This window comes from Methylobacterium sp. C25 (assembly GCF_021352225.1).
Classification (GTDB): Bacteria; Pseudomonadota; Alphaproteobacteria; order Rhizobiales; family Beijerinckiaceae; genus Methylobacterium.
On the sequence record NZ_JAAUVI010000004.1, the window covers coordinates 155,960 to 169,550 of the forward strand.

Annotated in this window: 14 protein-coding genes; 5 read left to right on the plus strand and 9 right to left on the minus strand. The window is 66.1% G+C overall.

Features of this window, described 5'->3' with window-relative positions; all coding sequences use genetic code 11:
• Positions 1-10: 10 nt before the first annotated feature.
• The gene (locus HCU64_RS13290; RefSeq protein WP_233384446.1) at positions 11-1,030 is read right to left on the minus strand and encodes a DUF1624 domain-containing protein; all 1,020 of its coding nucleotides are present in this window, start codon (positions 1,028-1,030) and stop codon (positions 11-13) included.
• 276 nt (positions 1,031-1,306) lie between these two features.
• On the opposite strand from HCU64_RS13290, the gene HCU64_RS13295 reads away from it, so the two are divergent.
• The 3 genes from HCU64_RS13295 to HCU64_RS13305 all read left to right on the plus strand — a co-directional run bounded on the left by HCU64_RS13295 (position 1,307) and on the right by HCU64_RS13305 (position 2,735).
• Positions 1,307-1,912: a cold-shock protein gene (locus HCU64_RS13295; RefSeq protein WP_233384448.1), complete on the plus strand. Its 606-nt coding sequence runs from the start codon at positions 1,307-1,309 to the stop codon at positions 1,910-1,912.
• 10 nt (positions 1,913-1,922) lie between these two features.
• Positions 1,923-2,438, plus strand: coding sequence for a DUF192 domain-containing protein (locus HCU64_RS13300; RefSeq protein ID WP_233384449.1), 516 nt, complete (start codon positions 1,923-1,925; stop codon positions 2,436-2,438).
• Between the two features lie 120 nt (positions 2,439-2,558).
• On the plus strand, positions 2,559-2,735 hold the full coding sequence (locus tag HCU64_RS13305; protein ID WP_233384450.1) for a hypothetical protein: 177 nt from the start codon (positions 2,559-2,561) through the stop codon (positions 2,733-2,735).
• 150 nt (positions 2,736-2,885) lie between these two features.
• Here HCU64_RS13305 and HCU64_RS13310 read toward each other — a convergent pair whose 3' ends face one another.
• From HCU64_RS13310 to HCU64_RS13330, 5 genes are all read right to left on the minus strand, one after another.
• Positions 2,886-4,205, minus strand: a complete 1,320-nt coding sequence (locus HCU64_RS13310) for an amidase (RefSeq protein WP_233384451.1) — start codon at positions 4,203-4,205, stop codon at positions 2,886-2,888.
• A gap of 5 nt (positions 4,206-4,210) precedes the next feature.
• Positions 4,211-5,173 (minus strand): ABC transporter substrate-binding protein, encoded by a 963-nt coding sequence (locus HCU64_RS13315; RefSeq protein WP_233384452.1) that lies wholly within the window; start codon positions 5,171-5,173, stop codon positions 4,211-4,213.
• 68 nt (positions 5,174-5,241) lie between these two features.
• Positions 5,242-6,120 (minus strand): ABC transporter permease, encoded by an 879-nt coding sequence (locus HCU64_RS13320; protein WP_233384453.1) that lies wholly within the window; start codon positions 6,118-6,120, stop codon positions 5,242-5,244.
• The gene (locus HCU64_RS13325; protein WP_233384454.1) at positions 6,120-6,911 is read right to left on the minus strand and encodes an ABC transporter ATP-binding protein; all 792 of its coding nucleotides are present in this window, start codon (positions 6,909-6,911) and stop codon (positions 6,120-6,122) included. The genes HCU64_RS13320 and HCU64_RS13325 overlap by 1 nt, the downstream gene beginning before the upstream one ends.
• Before the next feature lie 137 nt (positions 6,912-7,048).
• Positions 7,049-7,837 (minus strand): Crp/Fnr family transcriptional regulator, encoded by a 789-nt coding sequence (locus HCU64_RS13330; protein WP_233384455.1) that lies wholly within the window; start codon positions 7,835-7,837, stop codon positions 7,049-7,051.
• A 665-nt stretch (positions 7,838-8,502) separates the two neighbouring features.
• Here HCU64_RS13330 and HCU64_RS13335 point away from each other — a divergent pair.
• Positions 8,503-9,633: a sterol desaturase family protein gene (locus tag HCU64_RS13335; RefSeq protein ID WP_233384456.1), complete on the plus strand. Its 1,131-nt coding sequence runs from the start codon at positions 8,503-8,505 to the stop codon at positions 9,631-9,633.
• Here the strand turns inward: HCU64_RS13335 and HCU64_RS13340 are convergent.
• The 3 genes from HCU64_RS13340 to HCU64_RS13350 are packed head-to-tail and all read right to left on the minus strand — an operon-like array spanning position 9,572 to position 12,544.
• Positions 9,572-10,930, minus strand: a complete 1,359-nt coding sequence (locus HCU64_RS13340) for an NTP/NDP exchange transporter (RefSeq protein ID WP_233384457.1) — start codon at positions 10,928-10,930, stop codon at positions 9,572-9,574. The two genes, HCU64_RS13335 and HCU64_RS13340, sit on opposite strands and share 62 nt — an antisense overlap.
• Complete coding sequence (locus HCU64_RS13345; protein WP_233384458.1) at positions 10,927-11,652, minus strand: NADPH-dependent F420 reductase; 726 nt, start codon at positions 11,650-11,652, stop codon at positions 10,927-10,929. Before HCU64_RS13345 ends, HCU64_RS13340 begins: the two co-directional genes overlap by 4 nt.
• Positions 11,642-12,544, minus strand: a complete 903-nt coding sequence (locus HCU64_RS13350; protein ID WP_233384459.1) for an aldo/keto reductase — start codon at positions 12,542-12,544, stop codon at positions 11,642-11,644. Before HCU64_RS13350 ends, HCU64_RS13345 begins: the two co-directional genes overlap by 11 nt.
• A gap of 141 nt (positions 12,545-12,685) precedes the next feature.
• On the opposite strand from HCU64_RS13350, the gene HCU64_RS13355 reads away from it, so the two are divergent.
• Positions 12,686-13,591 (plus strand): class I SAM-dependent methyltransferase, encoded by a 906-nt coding sequence (locus tag HCU64_RS13355; protein WP_233384460.1) that lies wholly within the window; start codon positions 12,686-12,688, stop codon positions 13,589-13,591.

A 13,591-nucleotide genomic window follows, 5' to 3' on the forward strand; every position in this document is an offset into this window, starting at 1 on the left:
AGACACGATCTTACGGCGGGGAGGCGGTGCCCTCCGCCGCCTCGTAGCATTGCCGGGCGAATCTCTGCGCTTTCGCCCGCTGCTCCAGCGTATAGGGGATGCCGCTTCCCCAGAGCCCCTCGCGGCGCAGGACGTCAGCGACACATTGGCTCGCGATCCGACAGGCCTCGGTCGAGCCGCCCGTGCGGGTGCAGTTGCCCTCGAATTCTGCCCGAAACTCCGAGACGCCCGCATTCGGGTTCGGTCCGGTCACGCTGACCACCGCGTAGACCAGCGCGAACAGTATCGGCTGGTGAACGAGATAGATCGCGAGGCTGTGCCGCCCGGCGAGGCTCGCGGCCCGACCGAGCCTGCCCTCGGCCTGCCATGCTGCGACGCGCGAGCGCAGGAAGGCCGGCAGCCCGAGCTGGCCTAGCGCGATCCCTGCACAGACGATCCCGAACCAGGGAAACAGGGGCACCCAGTCGTTCGTCTGCGGCGGCAAGTGGGCAAGGCCGAGAAATCCGAGCGCCGGGTCGTCGAGCAGCGGCGCGCGCAGCGTATAGCTGCCGAGGATGAACGCGACGCACAGCAAGGCGCTGATCACGGCGCTCGGTCGGCGGGGCATCAGGAGCAGCGGCAGCGCGAGCACGCTGGAGTTGGCGATGCAGTGCAGGATGCCAAAGAAGATGTAGCCGTCCCGCATGAACCAGAACGTCGCGGCGGTGATCAGGACCGCGCCGCCACCGATCCGGGCGAGCCGCATCAGATAAGGCCGCCAGCGCAGGCCGTTGCGGGTGGCCAGCACGAGGCCAATCCCGACGAGCAGCAGGAAACTTCCGGCGATGAGATGGGCGATGACCCGCCCGGGCGTGGTCAGCGCCGCATTCAACGGCGTCAGACGGAGAAACCCGAGATCCCAGGTGAAATGATAGGACGCCATCGCGAGCAGTGCCGCGCCGCGGGCGGCGTCGATCGCGTCGATGCGGCTTTGGGAGCGGGGGGCCTCCGCGGCCATGGCGGCAGCGGAGGAGGGGCTGGCGTCGTGCATGGGCTTGCGCGTAGCATCCTTGCTGGGACGGAGCGATGCCCGGCGGTGCCTCTCGTGATTGTGACCGGGCACGGTTTCGCGCGCGAACATTATGACGTCGCGCGGTGATCACGCGCGACATGCCCGAGCATGACTGTGGCAAGACTGCCGAATCACGAAAAAATGCAATGTTCACGCGCCGGCTTGCCTCGCGAACGGGCTTCCGCCGAATCCGGACTTTGTTAACCTGACATCAGAATCGCGTCGGCGTGATTCGGTTCGGTTCGGGTTGCTTACATGTCGAACGATCACGGAACGGCAGAGGACGAGCGCGCCGCCGCAGCGCTCCCGGAGGACGGAGCGCGCGAGGCGCAAGTCGAACGGCCGCTCGACCTCGTCGAGGTCTCAGGGCGCATCAAGTGGTTCGACGTCTCCAAGGGATTCGGCTTCATCGTTCCGGATGACGGCTCGCCCGACGTGCTGCTCCACGTCACCTGCCTGCGCCGCGACGGTCACCAGAGCGCAAGCGAGGGCGCGCGCATCGTCGTGGAGGCCGTGGAACGGCCGCGCGGCTGGCAGGCGTTCCGGGTGGTCTCGCTCGACCAGTCGACCGCAACCCATCCATCCGAACTGCCGATGCCGCGCACCCATGTCAGCGTGACGCCGACGAGCGGGCTCGAGACGGCGGTGGTGAAGTGGTTCAATCGCCTGCGTGGTTTCGGCTTCGTCAGCTGTGGCGAGGGCAAGCCGGACATCTTCGTGCACATGGAGACCCTGCGCCGCTACGGCATCGCCGAGCTGAAGCCGGGCGATACCGTGCTCGTGCGTTACGGCGACGGCTCGAAGGGTGCTATGGCGGCGGAAGTTCGCCTCGTCGACGGGGCGCTTCCGGCCTCTCACTGACGGTACCCCGATGGTCTCGAGCCTGCTTCGCCGCCGCGCCGCACTGGCGCTCGCCGCCTCGCTTCTCGCCGCTCCGCTCGCCACATCCGTTCTCGCCGTGCCCGCGCGCGCGGAAAAACCCGTCGACGACATGTCAGGGGCGCTCACCGAACCTCTGGCCATCGTCTCGAAGAGCGGCCGCCACGCCTTCAAGGTCGAGGTGATGCGCACCGATTCCGACCGCGGCCGCGGCCTGATGTTCCGCAAGTCGCTGGCGGCCGACCGGGGCATGCTGTTCGATTTCGAACAGGTGCAGACGGTCAATATGTGGATGAAGAACACCTACCTGCCGCTCGACATGGTGTTCATCCGGGCTGACGGAACCGTGGCCCGCGTCGCCGCCGATACCGAGCCCTTCTCCACCAAGGTGATCCCCTCGGGCGAGCCGGTGCTCGCAGTGCTGGAGGTGAATGCCGGCACTGCGCAGAAGCTCGGCATCCGGTCCGGCGATCGCGTGGAACATGCGATGTTCAAGGGCCGGCCCTGATCAGGGCAACCGTGTCTAATCCTTAGCCGAGTATTGCAAACGCATCGGTGCCGTACCCCCAAATGGGTATGGCACAGCTCGTTCGCCTGCGCGTTGTCTCGCAGTAGGCGGAGTTCAGCCATGTTCACATTCAGCGAGACGGCGCCCGGCCAGTGGCAGTGGAGCTTCGCCTTCGGCAAGCATGTCCTGGCTCACGCCGAGGAGGCTTATGCAAGCCGCGGCAAGGCGATGGCCGCCGCAGAGGTATTTGCGCGCGGGGTCGGGCAAGCGCTCGTTCAACTGATCGGACATCGCTGAGCGCAAGCAGAAGCCCGCCACGGCGAACCGGACGGGCGTCATCTTCGACGAAAAAGTCTTACGCCGCCTTCGGCAGTGAACGCATGTCGATGACGTAGCGGACCTTCACGTCGCTCTTCTGCATGCGGGGATAGGCGGCGTGGCCGGGTCTCACGGGCCTGCGGCGAGGCTCGGCGCCGTGCGGTGATCGAGGATCTCTTCGCACCAGGCGGCCACACGAAGGAGGCGCAAGTCGTCGCGGTAGCGGCCGACGAGCTGGATGCCGAGCGGCAGGCCGTCGTGCAGTCCTGCCGGCAGGTTCACGGCCGGGGTGCCGAGGAAGGTCCAGGGCACGCAGAAAGCCGGATTGCCCGTATAGGCGAGGCCTTCCGGGGCCGCCCCCGCCGCCGGCAGCGTCAGGATCGCGTCGAAGCCGTCGAGCACGGTGGCGAGCTCCCTGCGAAGCCGCGTCTGCAGGCGCAGGGCATCGACATAGGCTGGTGCGGCGATCGCGGCTCCCTCGGCGATGAGTTCCTTCAGGACGGCGCTGACCAGGTCCGGATGGCGCTCCGCCAATGGCGCGAAGATGGCCGAGGCCTCGCAGGCCAGGATGATCCGCCCGGCCTCCCACATCCCAGCGAAGGAATCGGGCAGCGCGAACGCCTCCACGGTGCCTCCAGCGTCCCTAAAGCGGGCAGCCGCGGCCTCGGTCAGCGCCTTCTGCGAATCGTCCGCCGCATCCCAAAGGCTAGTCTTCACAAAGGCGAGGCGCGGAGCCGGCAGCGGCGCGAGGCCGCCATCGAGGGTGAAGCCCGGCAACGGCCGTCCGTGCGGGTCGGTATCGCTGACGGCGGCCAGCAGATACAGCGCGAAGGCGGCATCCCCGACCGAGCGCGTGAACACACCGACATGGTCGAGGGACGGCGCCAGGGCATGGACACCGGTGCGGGGAATCGCGCCGTAGCTCGGCTTGAGCCCAACGACGCCGCAGAAGGCGGCGGGGCGGATCACGGAGCCGAAGGTCTGGCTGCCGAGCGCCAGCGGCGCCAGCCCCGCGGCCACGGCCGCGGCGGAACCGCTCGACGAGCCGCCGGGCGTGTGGGCGGTGTTCCAGGGATTGCGCGTTGGCCCGGGGTGCCGCCAGGCGAATTCCGTGGTCACGGTCTTGCCGATCACCGTGGCGCCGAGCGAGCGCAGCCGCTCCACCACCCAGGCATCGGCATCGGGGATGCGGTCGGCATAAATCGGGGAGCCGTTGGTGGTCGGCAGGCCACTCGTCGCGAAGATGTCCTTCACCGCCACGGGGATGCCGGCGAGCGGGCCGGCCGTGGTCGCGGCGTCACCCGGATCGGCGATGCAGGTGAAGGCCCGGATCTCGGGGTCGATCCGGCGGATCCGCTCGACGAGGGCGGCGCGATAGGCCGCGCCGTCGAGGCGGCCGTCACGGATGGCGCGGGCGGCCTCGACGAGGCCGAGAGTGTGCGCTTCCATCGTCATCAGTTTCCGGCGATCGCCTTCTCGATGAAGGAACGCCGCACGAAGGTCGCGTAGTCCGGCTGGGCCGCGAGGTTGCCGAGCGCGATCTGGGTATCGAGGCCGACCTTCAGCGCATCCGGGCTGATGTCGGCGGTCTCCGGATAGACCTTCTCGGCCATCATGCGCTTGACCGCGGCCTCGACCACGGCCGGATCGAGGGTCGGAAATTCCTTCTTGGCGACGGCAATGGCCTTGGCCTGGTCGGTCTTCATCAGGACGAGGGCCGCCTGCAGGCCGTTGACGAAAGCCTGGGCGGTCGCCGGATCGACGTCCTTGCGGGCGCTGATCGCCGAGAAGGCGTAGGCGCCGTAATGCTGCGGGAAGCCGACGAGCACCTTCATGCCCTTGGCCACCGCCTGGTCGAGGCCAGGCTCGTACATCACCGCGACCTTGGCCTGACCGGCCAGGAACGGGCCGGGCTCGGTGCCGATCTGGACCTGCGTGATGTTCACGTCGTCCTTCGCCATCCCGTTCTCCTTCAGGTACTTGAGGAAGAGCGAGGTGCTGGTGGTGGGCATCAGGCCGGCGACGATGGTCTGGCCCTTGAGGTCCTTGGCCTCCTTGAAGGGGAAGTCCGGAGTCGCGGCGATCCAGACGGCGGCACCGTTGACCACGTTGCAGATGATGTTGACCGGTGCGCCCTTCGAGGCGGCCACCGCCGTCCATTCCGGCCCGTGCAGCGAGAACTGCGCGCTCTTCGAGATCACCGCCGAGAGGGCGACGCTCGGGGCGCCGGCCGTCTCCTTGGTGACGTCGATTCCGGCCTTCTCGAACAGGCCTTCGTCCAGGGCCACGTAGAGCGGCAGGTAGAGCATCGACTGGAAGGCCTGGGAGACCGTGGCCTTGAGGTTGGCGGCAGCGGCCGGCGTGGCGCAGGCGAGCGCGGCGGCGAGAAAGGCCGCGGAACGGAAGGACTTCAACATCGAGAATCCGTGGGAGAGGAGGGAGAGAAGGCGGCCCGAGCCGGGCCGCCGAGGGCAAGAGCGGGGGCTCAGACCTGGACCTGGCCGGCGGTCGAGATCTGCTTCCAGGGCAGGATCCGGCGCTCGACGAAGTCGATCAGGTGGTAGAGGACGAAGCCGACGAACATCAGCACGAACAGCCCGGCCCAAACCGTGTTGAGGTCGTAGAGGGACGAGGCGTTGTAGATCAGGTGGCCGAGGCCGCGCTGGGACGAGATGAACTCGCCGACCACCGCACCGACCAGCGCGAAGCCGATATTGATGCGGAACATCCCGATGATCGCCGGCAGGGTCGAGGGCACGATCACCGAGCGAAAGATCTTGTTCTTCGAGGCGCCCATCGAGGCGAGCAGGGCCTGGAGGTCGGGATCGGCGTCACGCGCGGCCTGATAGGCGGCGATCAGCGCGACGAGGGCGGTCAGCGAGACCGCGAGCGCCACCTTCGAGATGAAGCCGGTGCCGAACCACAGGATGACGATCGGCGCGAGTGCGATCTTCGGCACCGAGTTGATGGCGACGATGAACGGCTCGACGATGCGGGCCACGAGGGTCGAGTACCAGAGGGAGAGGCCGGCCAGGGACCCGAGGGCCGTGCCGATCACGAAGCCGAGGATCGCCTCGATCAGCGTGTACCAGGTATCGGTGAGGAGGCTCCCGTCGAGCAGGCTGGCGCGGAAGACCTGCCAGATGCCCGAGGGCGCACCGACGAGGAAGGCGTCGAGCCAGGCGGCGTCGACCGCGATCTCCCAGATGATGAAAAAAGCGGCAACCGCTGCGAGCTGGATCAGGCCGCGCCCGAGCCGCGTGTCGATGGCGCGGGCGATGGGGCCGGGACCGCGCCGCGGCATGCTCATGCTCCGATTCGAGGACACGGCGCGGCTGCCGCTTTTCAGGGCTTGCGTGGTCATCAGGCAGCCTCCGCTCGGGTACGGGTCTGGATGTCGAGTTCGCCGCACAGTGCGTGGAAGTATTCGGAGAAGCGCGGGTCGCTGCGCGCGCCGATCGGCGAACGGTCGCCGAGCTCGATCTCGTGGACGTTCTTGACCTGCGAGGGCCGGCCGCCGAGGACTACGACGCGCTTCGACAGCGCCACCGCCTCGTCGATGTCGTGCGTGACGAGCACCACGGTCTTGTTGAAGGTCTCGACCGCGTCGAGCAGCACGCCTTCGAGGTAGAGCCGGGTCTGGTAGTCGAGGGCCGAGAACGGCTCATCGAGGAGCAGGATGTCCGGGTCCATGATCAAGGTCCGGATCAGGGCGGCGCGCTGGCGCATGCCGCCGGACAGGGTCTTTGGATAGGCGTTCTCGAAGCCGCCGAGGCCGAAGCGCGCGAGGTAGTCCCGCGCCGTGTCCGTCGCCTGGCAGGGGTCGACGCCCTTCATCTCCAGCCCGAGCATCACGTTCTGCAGGACCGTGCGCCAGGGAAACAGCAGGTCCTTCTGCATCATGTAGCCGACCCGGCCGCGCAGTCCGAAGACCGGCTCGCCGCGGAAGAACATCGCGCCGCTATCGGGTTCGATCAGCCCCGCGATGATATTGAACACCGTGGTCTTGCCGCACCCGGATGGACCGATAATCGAGACGAAGTCCCGCTCGTGAATGTCGAAGGTCAGCCCGTCGAGAACGGGCACTGAGCCTCCCTTGGCGGGGAAAGCCTTCCGAATGCCGTTCAGGCGCAGTTGAACGTTGTTCGCCGTCATGCCGACTCCTCTTACGGAGCGGCACGCAGCAAACCTCGGGCCAATCTGCATTCAAAATTTAGAAGTCTGGCAGCCCGACTGCATGAAGCACCAGAAAGCCGGATTGCCCGCGTTGCAGCCGGCACGATGCCTCGGCCTCAGGCGCGGCCGGCCTCGGGGTGCGGGAGCCAGCTCAGTCGCCGATCGATCGATCGCTCGGGCATCTTGGCGAATTTCCTGAGCCTCGGCAGGTCGACGAAATGGAAGGTCCGGCCCGTCCTCGTGATGTACCCGTCCACCTCGAGGGACTTGATCGTGCGGCTGACATGCATCGCGCTGATGCCGAGGACGTCGGAAAACTGGTCCTGGTTCATCGGAATGTAGATCGACTGGCGTCCGGCCTCTGGCGAGCCCGCCTTGCGATCGAACAGCGTCAGGAGAAACGCAGCAAAACCCTGCCGGGCACTGAGCCGCCCCAGCATCAGCAGGTTGTCCATGAGGGCGACGCGCTTGCGTTGAGCAGCCAAGAAGAAAAAGCCGCCCAGGCGCGGCTGCTCAGCGAATATCGCGCCGAGCTGGGCAGCCGGGATCTGGCTGATCAGGCAATCCGTCAGCGGAGTCAGCGTATCGACGGCATGCAGGAAGGGCAGGCTCGACGCCCCCATGAGATCGCCGTCGACATGGACCGCAACGACCTGACGTTTCCCGTTCGCGAGACAGATGCTGCTGGTGATCCAGCCGCTAGACAGGAAGTACAGGCCCGGGTTCTCGTCTCCCTCCATGCGGACGTCTTGCAGCGCTTTGACCGCGATGAAGTCGCCGCTCAGCCGATGCAGCGCCTGGACTTCGCCCGCCGTCAGGTCGGCGACCGCACCGAGACGCCTGACGAGCATGTCGCCCGCCGTCTCCAATGCCGGATACAGGCCTGCTTCCGCGATCATTTTCATGGCGCAATCTCCTGAAAAATCCTCCCGTACGAATATTTTGACGCGCGACAATAGACGCTTCGGAATACCGTGATGGTACCCCGAAGGATTGACAGGGCAATCTGGACATTAGTCGAAAGCCCGAATCCGGTCGGGCGAGATCATCGACATCGCGCAGCGGCACGCGGCACAGCGGCCCCGCTGAGGTGCGAGACCGGTTTGCCGCTCACGCCGAGCGGGGGCGGTCAGGCTGAAATTGTCTCTGGTTGCACAGATCTCATTCTGAGCGACATTCTTTTACCATCTCCAACGCCAGTTCGATCATGATCATGTCGAACAACACTCTGATTCTAAAGGAACATGCGCTTTCGATTTCACTTCTAGCCTTGTCACACAGATCCATGCTCTTCTTTATCTGTAATTTAGCTTTATTCGACATCTCTCTATCCAGTGTGTTCGTAATTTTATTGATCAGAATTGATTCGTTAAGAATAGTCACGAGCCCGTGATCCGTCTCAGACAAATGCTAAAATGCCGCTCTCGCGTTGCGGTTCGCGAACCCGCACGGTCGCGGCGAGACGCTGCTGCCACTGCAGCCCCCGAACTGCCCGATTCCGCCCCGACATTCTGTTCGCCGAACTTCGCAAAGAACGGCGGCCCGACGATCCGGGCAAGGGGAGGGCGCCGTGCTGAAAACCTATCTGTCGAACCTCGTGGCCGAGTTGGAACGGCCGCGCACGGAGCGGCCATTCGGGTCGGGCTGGCTCTCGGGTTCGGCGGCGCTCCTCTGTGCCATCACCGCCAACCTGATGGTTGTGGCGCTGCGCAACCCGGACCTGCTGACCACGCCCGAACTCGCCATGGTGCGCGACAGCGCGCTGTTTCGGCCGTTCCTCTACTTCGTGCTGATCACAGGCTACGTGCTGGCGGCGCTGAGCCTCGCCTTGCGGCCCGACAAGACCCTCGGCGTCACCGCCATGGCCGCGACGCTGCTCGCCTCCTTCATCGGCAGCCTGCCGACCCATGCCTCGCTCAGGCTCGAAGGCGCCTTCCTCGGGCTCGATTTCTTCGTGCTCAACGTGCTGTTCATGGGCTTCCTGTTCGTGCCCCTGGAGCGCCTGTTTCCGCGCAACCGCGACCAGATCCTGCTGCGCGAGGAATGGCGCGAGGACCTGTTCTACTACTTCGTCTCCTCGCTGCTGGTGCAGGTGCTGACCTTCCTGACGCTTGCACCCTCGCGGCTCGTCAAGGAGAACACCGACCTCGGCACGATCCAGAGCTTCTTCGGCGGCCTGCCCTGGCTGCTGCAGCTTCTGCTGATCATGCTGTTCACGGATCTCGTGCAGTACTGGGTGCACCGGATGTTCCACCGCATCCCGGCGCTGTGGCGCTTCCACTCGGTGCACCACTCGGCGAAGTCCCTCGACTGGATCGCCGGGGCACGGATGCACTTCGTCGAGATCGTCGTGCTGCGCGCGCTCACCGCGACGCCGATGTTCGTGCTCGGCTTCGAGGAATCGGCGATCCAGGCCTACATCCTGATCGTCTACGTCTATTCGGCCTTCATCCACGCCAACGTCTCGGGCAGCTTCGGCTGGCTCGAGAAGCTGGTCGTGGTGCCGCGCTTCCATCACTGGCACCACGGCGAGGAGCGCGAGGCGATCGACGTCAACTTCGCGATCCACTTCCCCGTGATCGACAAGATCTTCGGCACGCACCACATGCCCGAGGGCCGCTGGCCCAAGGGCTACGGGATCAAGGGACACCCCGTGCCGCGCGGCTATTGGCGGCAATTCCTGTATCCGTTCCAGCGATAGGGTCGGATTCCATCTCGTCCTGGCGCGCGGCCTGGGCGCGGCCGAGCCAGAGCGCGTTCACCAGCCAAGCGATCGAGAGCGGCACCGCCAGGATTGCCGTCCATGTGCCGGCGAGGCCGAGAGCACCGATGCCGGCATAGGACCAGGCGCCGATCTGGTCGCCGGTGCGATAGACCACCGTGTCGATGAAGCTCTTGGCTTTGTAGCGGTCCTCGCGCGGGACGACCGTGAACAGAACCTCGCGCACTGGCCGGGCGATGGCGAAGTTGCCGGCCCGCCGCAGCACCTGGAAGCCGACGATCGCGACGAGGCTCGGCGAGATCGCAAGCGCCGCGAAGCCGAGCACACTCGCCGCCGGCAGCAGCGCCAGGGTCGGCCCGACGCCGATCGCCTTGGTGATCCGGCCGGTCAGGAAGAGCTGGATGCCGAGCGTCAGCACGTTCACCGCCAGATCGACACTGGCGAAGAACGCCGTCTGCGCCGCGCGGTCCGGGAAGCTGCGCTTCGCGATGCCGGCCTGCTCGAAATACAGGAAGGTCGAGGTGACCGAAAAAATCAGCAGGAACAACGCGATGTTGAGCAGATAGGGCGAGGCGAAGGTGCGTCGGATCCCGGCAAAGGCGCTCCCGCCGATCGTCTCGACGGCGCGGCCCGTCGGCACCTCGTGCAGCCGCTCCGACAGCCGCGCCAGCCCGCGCATCGAGAAGACCGCGCCCTCGAGCAGCAGGGCTGCGGCGATCAGCAGTCCCCAGGTTGGGACATGGCTCGCGAGTGTCGCCGTCACCGCCGAGCCCGATATCGCGCCGAGCGTCGCCCCCGCCGCGATGAAGCCGAACAGGCGCTTGCCCTGCTCGGTGGTAAATACGTCGACGATGGTGGCCCAGAAGATCGAGACCACGAACAGGTTGAAGATCGACAGCCAGACGAAAAACACACGCCCGACCCAGATCAGGCTCTCTCCATCCGCGAGATAGATTGCCACGGCAAACAAAAGGATGTTGCCGGCAAAGAAGCGATAGGTGAGGGGCACGAAGCGCGCCCGTGGCAAGCTCTTCACCAGCCACGCGAAGGGTAGGTTCAGGGCCAGCATGCCGATGAGCGTCGCCAGGAACAGCCAGGGCAGGTTCTCGAGCCCGCCAGCGATGCCCATCTGGTCGCGGATCGGGCGCAGCACGTAGTAGCTCGCCAGGATTGCGAAAAGGTAGGCCCAGGACCAGGCCAGAGCCGGCCCCTCGCCGGGCCGCAGGTCGACGAGGCGCGCCAGAAGGGACGGGCGCGCCGCAGCGCGCTCCCTCAAGGCTTTACCCCGAGCTTCTCCTTCAGCTCCGGCGCGGAAAGTTCGAGCCCGAAGCCCGGCTGCCCCATCTGGAATTTTTTGGCGGCTCCCAGGTCGCCGACGACGACTGAATCGAACCCGGCATCCGTCACGAGCGTGCGGGCGGTCTCGATCGCCTTCGGATCGTCTCCCGCGATCGGGATCGCCATGCGCGGCTCGGGCCGGCCGGCATTCTTCTCGAAGACCTTGAAGTTCGCCGCATTGAAGGCACGGGCGATGCGCGCACCGGGCAGGTACTTCTGCGACGTGACGCCGATGCCGTTCTTGTCGACCTCGTCGCGCAATTCGGCGCCGTCACGCGCGGCCGTCGCGTTGCCGGCATCGATCACAATCTTGCCCTTCAGCGCGGCGGCGTTCTGCTTCCCGAATTCGGGATAGGCCTTGTAGGGCACCGCGAGAAACACCGCGTCGGCATAGGCCAGCGCCTCGGCCGGTGTGCCGGCATGGGCCTTCGGCCCGAGGCTCTCGACCAGCGGCTTCAGGTCTTCCGGATGGCGCGAGGCGAAGAGCACCTCGTAGCCGGCCTTCACCCACAGCGTCCCAAAGGTGCTGCCAATCTTGCCGCCGCCGACGATCCCGATCTTCTTGGGCGTTGGCTCGGCCATTGCCGGTGTTGCCGCGACCGCCGCCAGCGCAGCAAGGGCCGCAACCCGCGACACAATCCGAAGGGCATCAAACGGCATCGATATAGGTCTCCATCTTCTTGCGCTCCGTAGCGTCGGGCAGCCGTCCGCGTGCCGCCCCGACGTTCTCCTCGACATAGGCGACCTTGGCCATGCCGGGGATCGGGCAGGTGACCGCCTCGTTGGCGAGAACGTATTTCAGGAAGAACTGCGCCCAGTTCGCGCAGCCGAAGGCCGCCGCCCAGTCGGGGATCGGCTTGCCCTTTACGGCCCCGAACAGACGGTCGCGCCCGAAGGGGACGTTGATCATCGCGGCCATGCCGCGATCCTTTGCCAGCGGCAGGATGCGCTCGGCCGCAGCCCGGCTATCGATGGCATAATTGACCTGGATGAAGTCGAGCGCCTCGCGCTTCATCACCGCTTCGAGATCGGCGAACTGGCTGTCGACCCAGACCGTGACGCCGACATAGCGGATCCGGCCCTGCCGCTTGAGCTCACGCAGGGTCGCGAGGTTGGTCTCGACATCGACGAGATTGTGAACCGCGATCAGGTCGATATTTGTGACGTTCATCCGCTTGAACGAGCGCTCGATCTGCGCGAGCCCATCCTTGCCGCGCTCGGAGACCTTGCTCGCCAGAAAGATTTTTTCGCGAAGGCCGCCCTCGGGCAGGATCTTTCCGAGCACGTCCTCGGCGGTGCCATAGCTCGGCGCTGTATCGATCACCCGGCCGCCCAACGCCATGAAGCGCTCCACCGCCTCACGTAACGGAGCGATCTTGTCGGGTGTGGGCTCCACCTCGTAACGGCGCGAGGTGCCGATACCGATGGCCGGCAGGGACTCGCCCGAGGAGGGGATTTTTCGGAGCAGTAGCGAGTCCTCGGCCAGTCCCGGCCGGACGGCGAGCGGCATCAGGGCGCCGGCGGCCAGCAGCGTTCGTCGATCAAGAGGCATCAGCCTTCCCTTCGCGATGACGCGGGGTAAATGGAGCGCATCGCGAGCGAGGGGAGGCGTGCGACAAACGCTGCCCCTGCAGCCGAAATTGATCCGATCGGACGAGTCCGGCTATCACGCTGCGTTTCGACAAGGAGCAGGATGCGCTACGCAATCGACACGTTCGCCATCGTGCGTGGATGCATCGTCGTCACCGGGTGGACCGACGGACGCCTGCCCAGCCTCTATCTCGGCAAGACCAAGCTGCCGACCTGCACGGCCCGCTCGGCGCGGACGGATCTTGTGACGCTGTTCGGTGATCGCGCGCGCAAATGGGGCTTCCGCCTAGCCGCTGCGACGGAAGCGGCGAGCGTGCCGCACGATGCGATCAGCCTGCATTGGCCGAACGGACGCGTGATGACCCCGATGGACGTCGCCGCGCTGCCCCAGGGCCGGCGCTCGATGTGGGAGTTGCTCGACGAGTTCCGCAAGCGTGTCGGGGCCAAGCCGGGGCCGCTCCTCGAAATCGGCTCGCGGGCGCGCAGCGGCCACTCCTACCGAGGCCTGTTTCCATCGACGATTCCCTATCGCGGCCTGGACGTGAAGGACGGGCCGAATGTCGACGTGGTCGGCGACGCCCATCACCTCTCACGCCACGTCGAAGGGCCATTCGACTACGTGTTTTCCGTCTCGGTGTTCGAGCATCTGCTGATGCCCTGGAAAGTCGCCCTGGAAATGAATGCGGTGATGCCCGTCGGCGGCGTGGCCTACATTCAGTCGCATCCGATGTGGCCGCTGCACGAGGAGCCCTGGGATTTCTGGCGCTTCTCCGAGAATGGCTGGCGCGGATTGTTCAGCAGCCATACGGGGTTTTCCGTGATCGGGACGGGCTACGACATCCAGGCCATGACCGTGCCGGTTTTCGCGGGGGGAGGTTCCACGATGGATATCGAGCACGAGCAGGCCTTCCTCGCCACCGCTTGCCTCGTCGAGAAGACCGGGCCGGCACGTGTCGCGTGGGACGCCGAGGCGGGCGACGCCTACGATCTCTCCTATTCGCACGCCTGA

What these genes read in the sequence shown, in the direction of transcription:
- HCU64_RS13290 (WP_233384446.1), bottom strand. Translation starts at nt 1,030, where the DNA reads ATGCACGACGCCAGCCCCTCCTCCGCTGCCGCCATGGCCGCGGAGGCC.
- HCU64_RS13295 (WP_233384448.1), top strand. Translation starts at nt 1,307, where the DNA reads ATGTCGAACGATCACGGAACGGCAGAGGACGAGCGCGCCGCCGCAGCG.
- HCU64_RS13300 (WP_233384449.1), top strand. Translation starts at nt 1,923, where the DNA reads ATGGTCTCGAGCCTGCTTCGCCGCCGCGCCGCACTGGCGCTCGCCGCC.
- HCU64_RS13305 (WP_233384450.1), top strand. Translation starts at nt 2,559, where the DNA reads ATGTTCACATTCAGCGAGACGGCGCCCGGCCAGTGGCAGTGGAGCTTC.
- HCU64_RS13310 (WP_233384451.1), bottom strand. Translation starts at nt 4,205, where the DNA reads ATGGAAGCGCACACTCTCGGCCTCGTCGAGGCCGCCCGCGCCATCCGT.
- HCU64_RS13315 (WP_233384452.1), bottom strand. Translation starts at nt 5,173, where the DNA reads ATGTTGAAGTCCTTCCGTTCCGCGGCCTTTCTCGCCGCCGCGCTCGCC.
- HCU64_RS13320 (WP_233384453.1), bottom strand. Translation starts at nt 6,120, where the DNA reads ATGACCACGCAAGCCCTGAAAAGCGGCAGCCGCGCCGTGTCCTCGAAT.
- HCU64_RS13325 (WP_233384454.1), bottom strand. Translation starts at nt 6,911, where the DNA reads ATGACGGCGAACAACGTTCAACTGCGCCTGAACGGCATTCGGAAGGCT.
- HCU64_RS13330 (WP_233384455.1), bottom strand. Translation starts at nt 7,837, where the DNA reads ATGAAAATGATCGCGGAAGCAGGCCTGTATCCGGCATTGGAGACGGCG.
- HCU64_RS13345 (WP_233384458.1), bottom strand. Translation starts at nt 11,652, where the DNA reads ATGCCGTTTGATGCCCTTCGGATTGTGTCGCGGGTTGCGGCCCTTGCT.
- HCU64_RS13350 (WP_233384459.1), bottom strand. Translation starts at nt 12,544, where the DNA reads ATGCCTCTTGATCGACGAACGCTGCTGGCCGCCGGCGCCCTGATGCCG.
- HCU64_RS13355 (WP_233384460.1), top strand. Translation starts at nt 12,686, where the DNA reads ATGCGCTACGCAATCGACACGTTCGCCATCGTGCGTGGATGCATCGTC.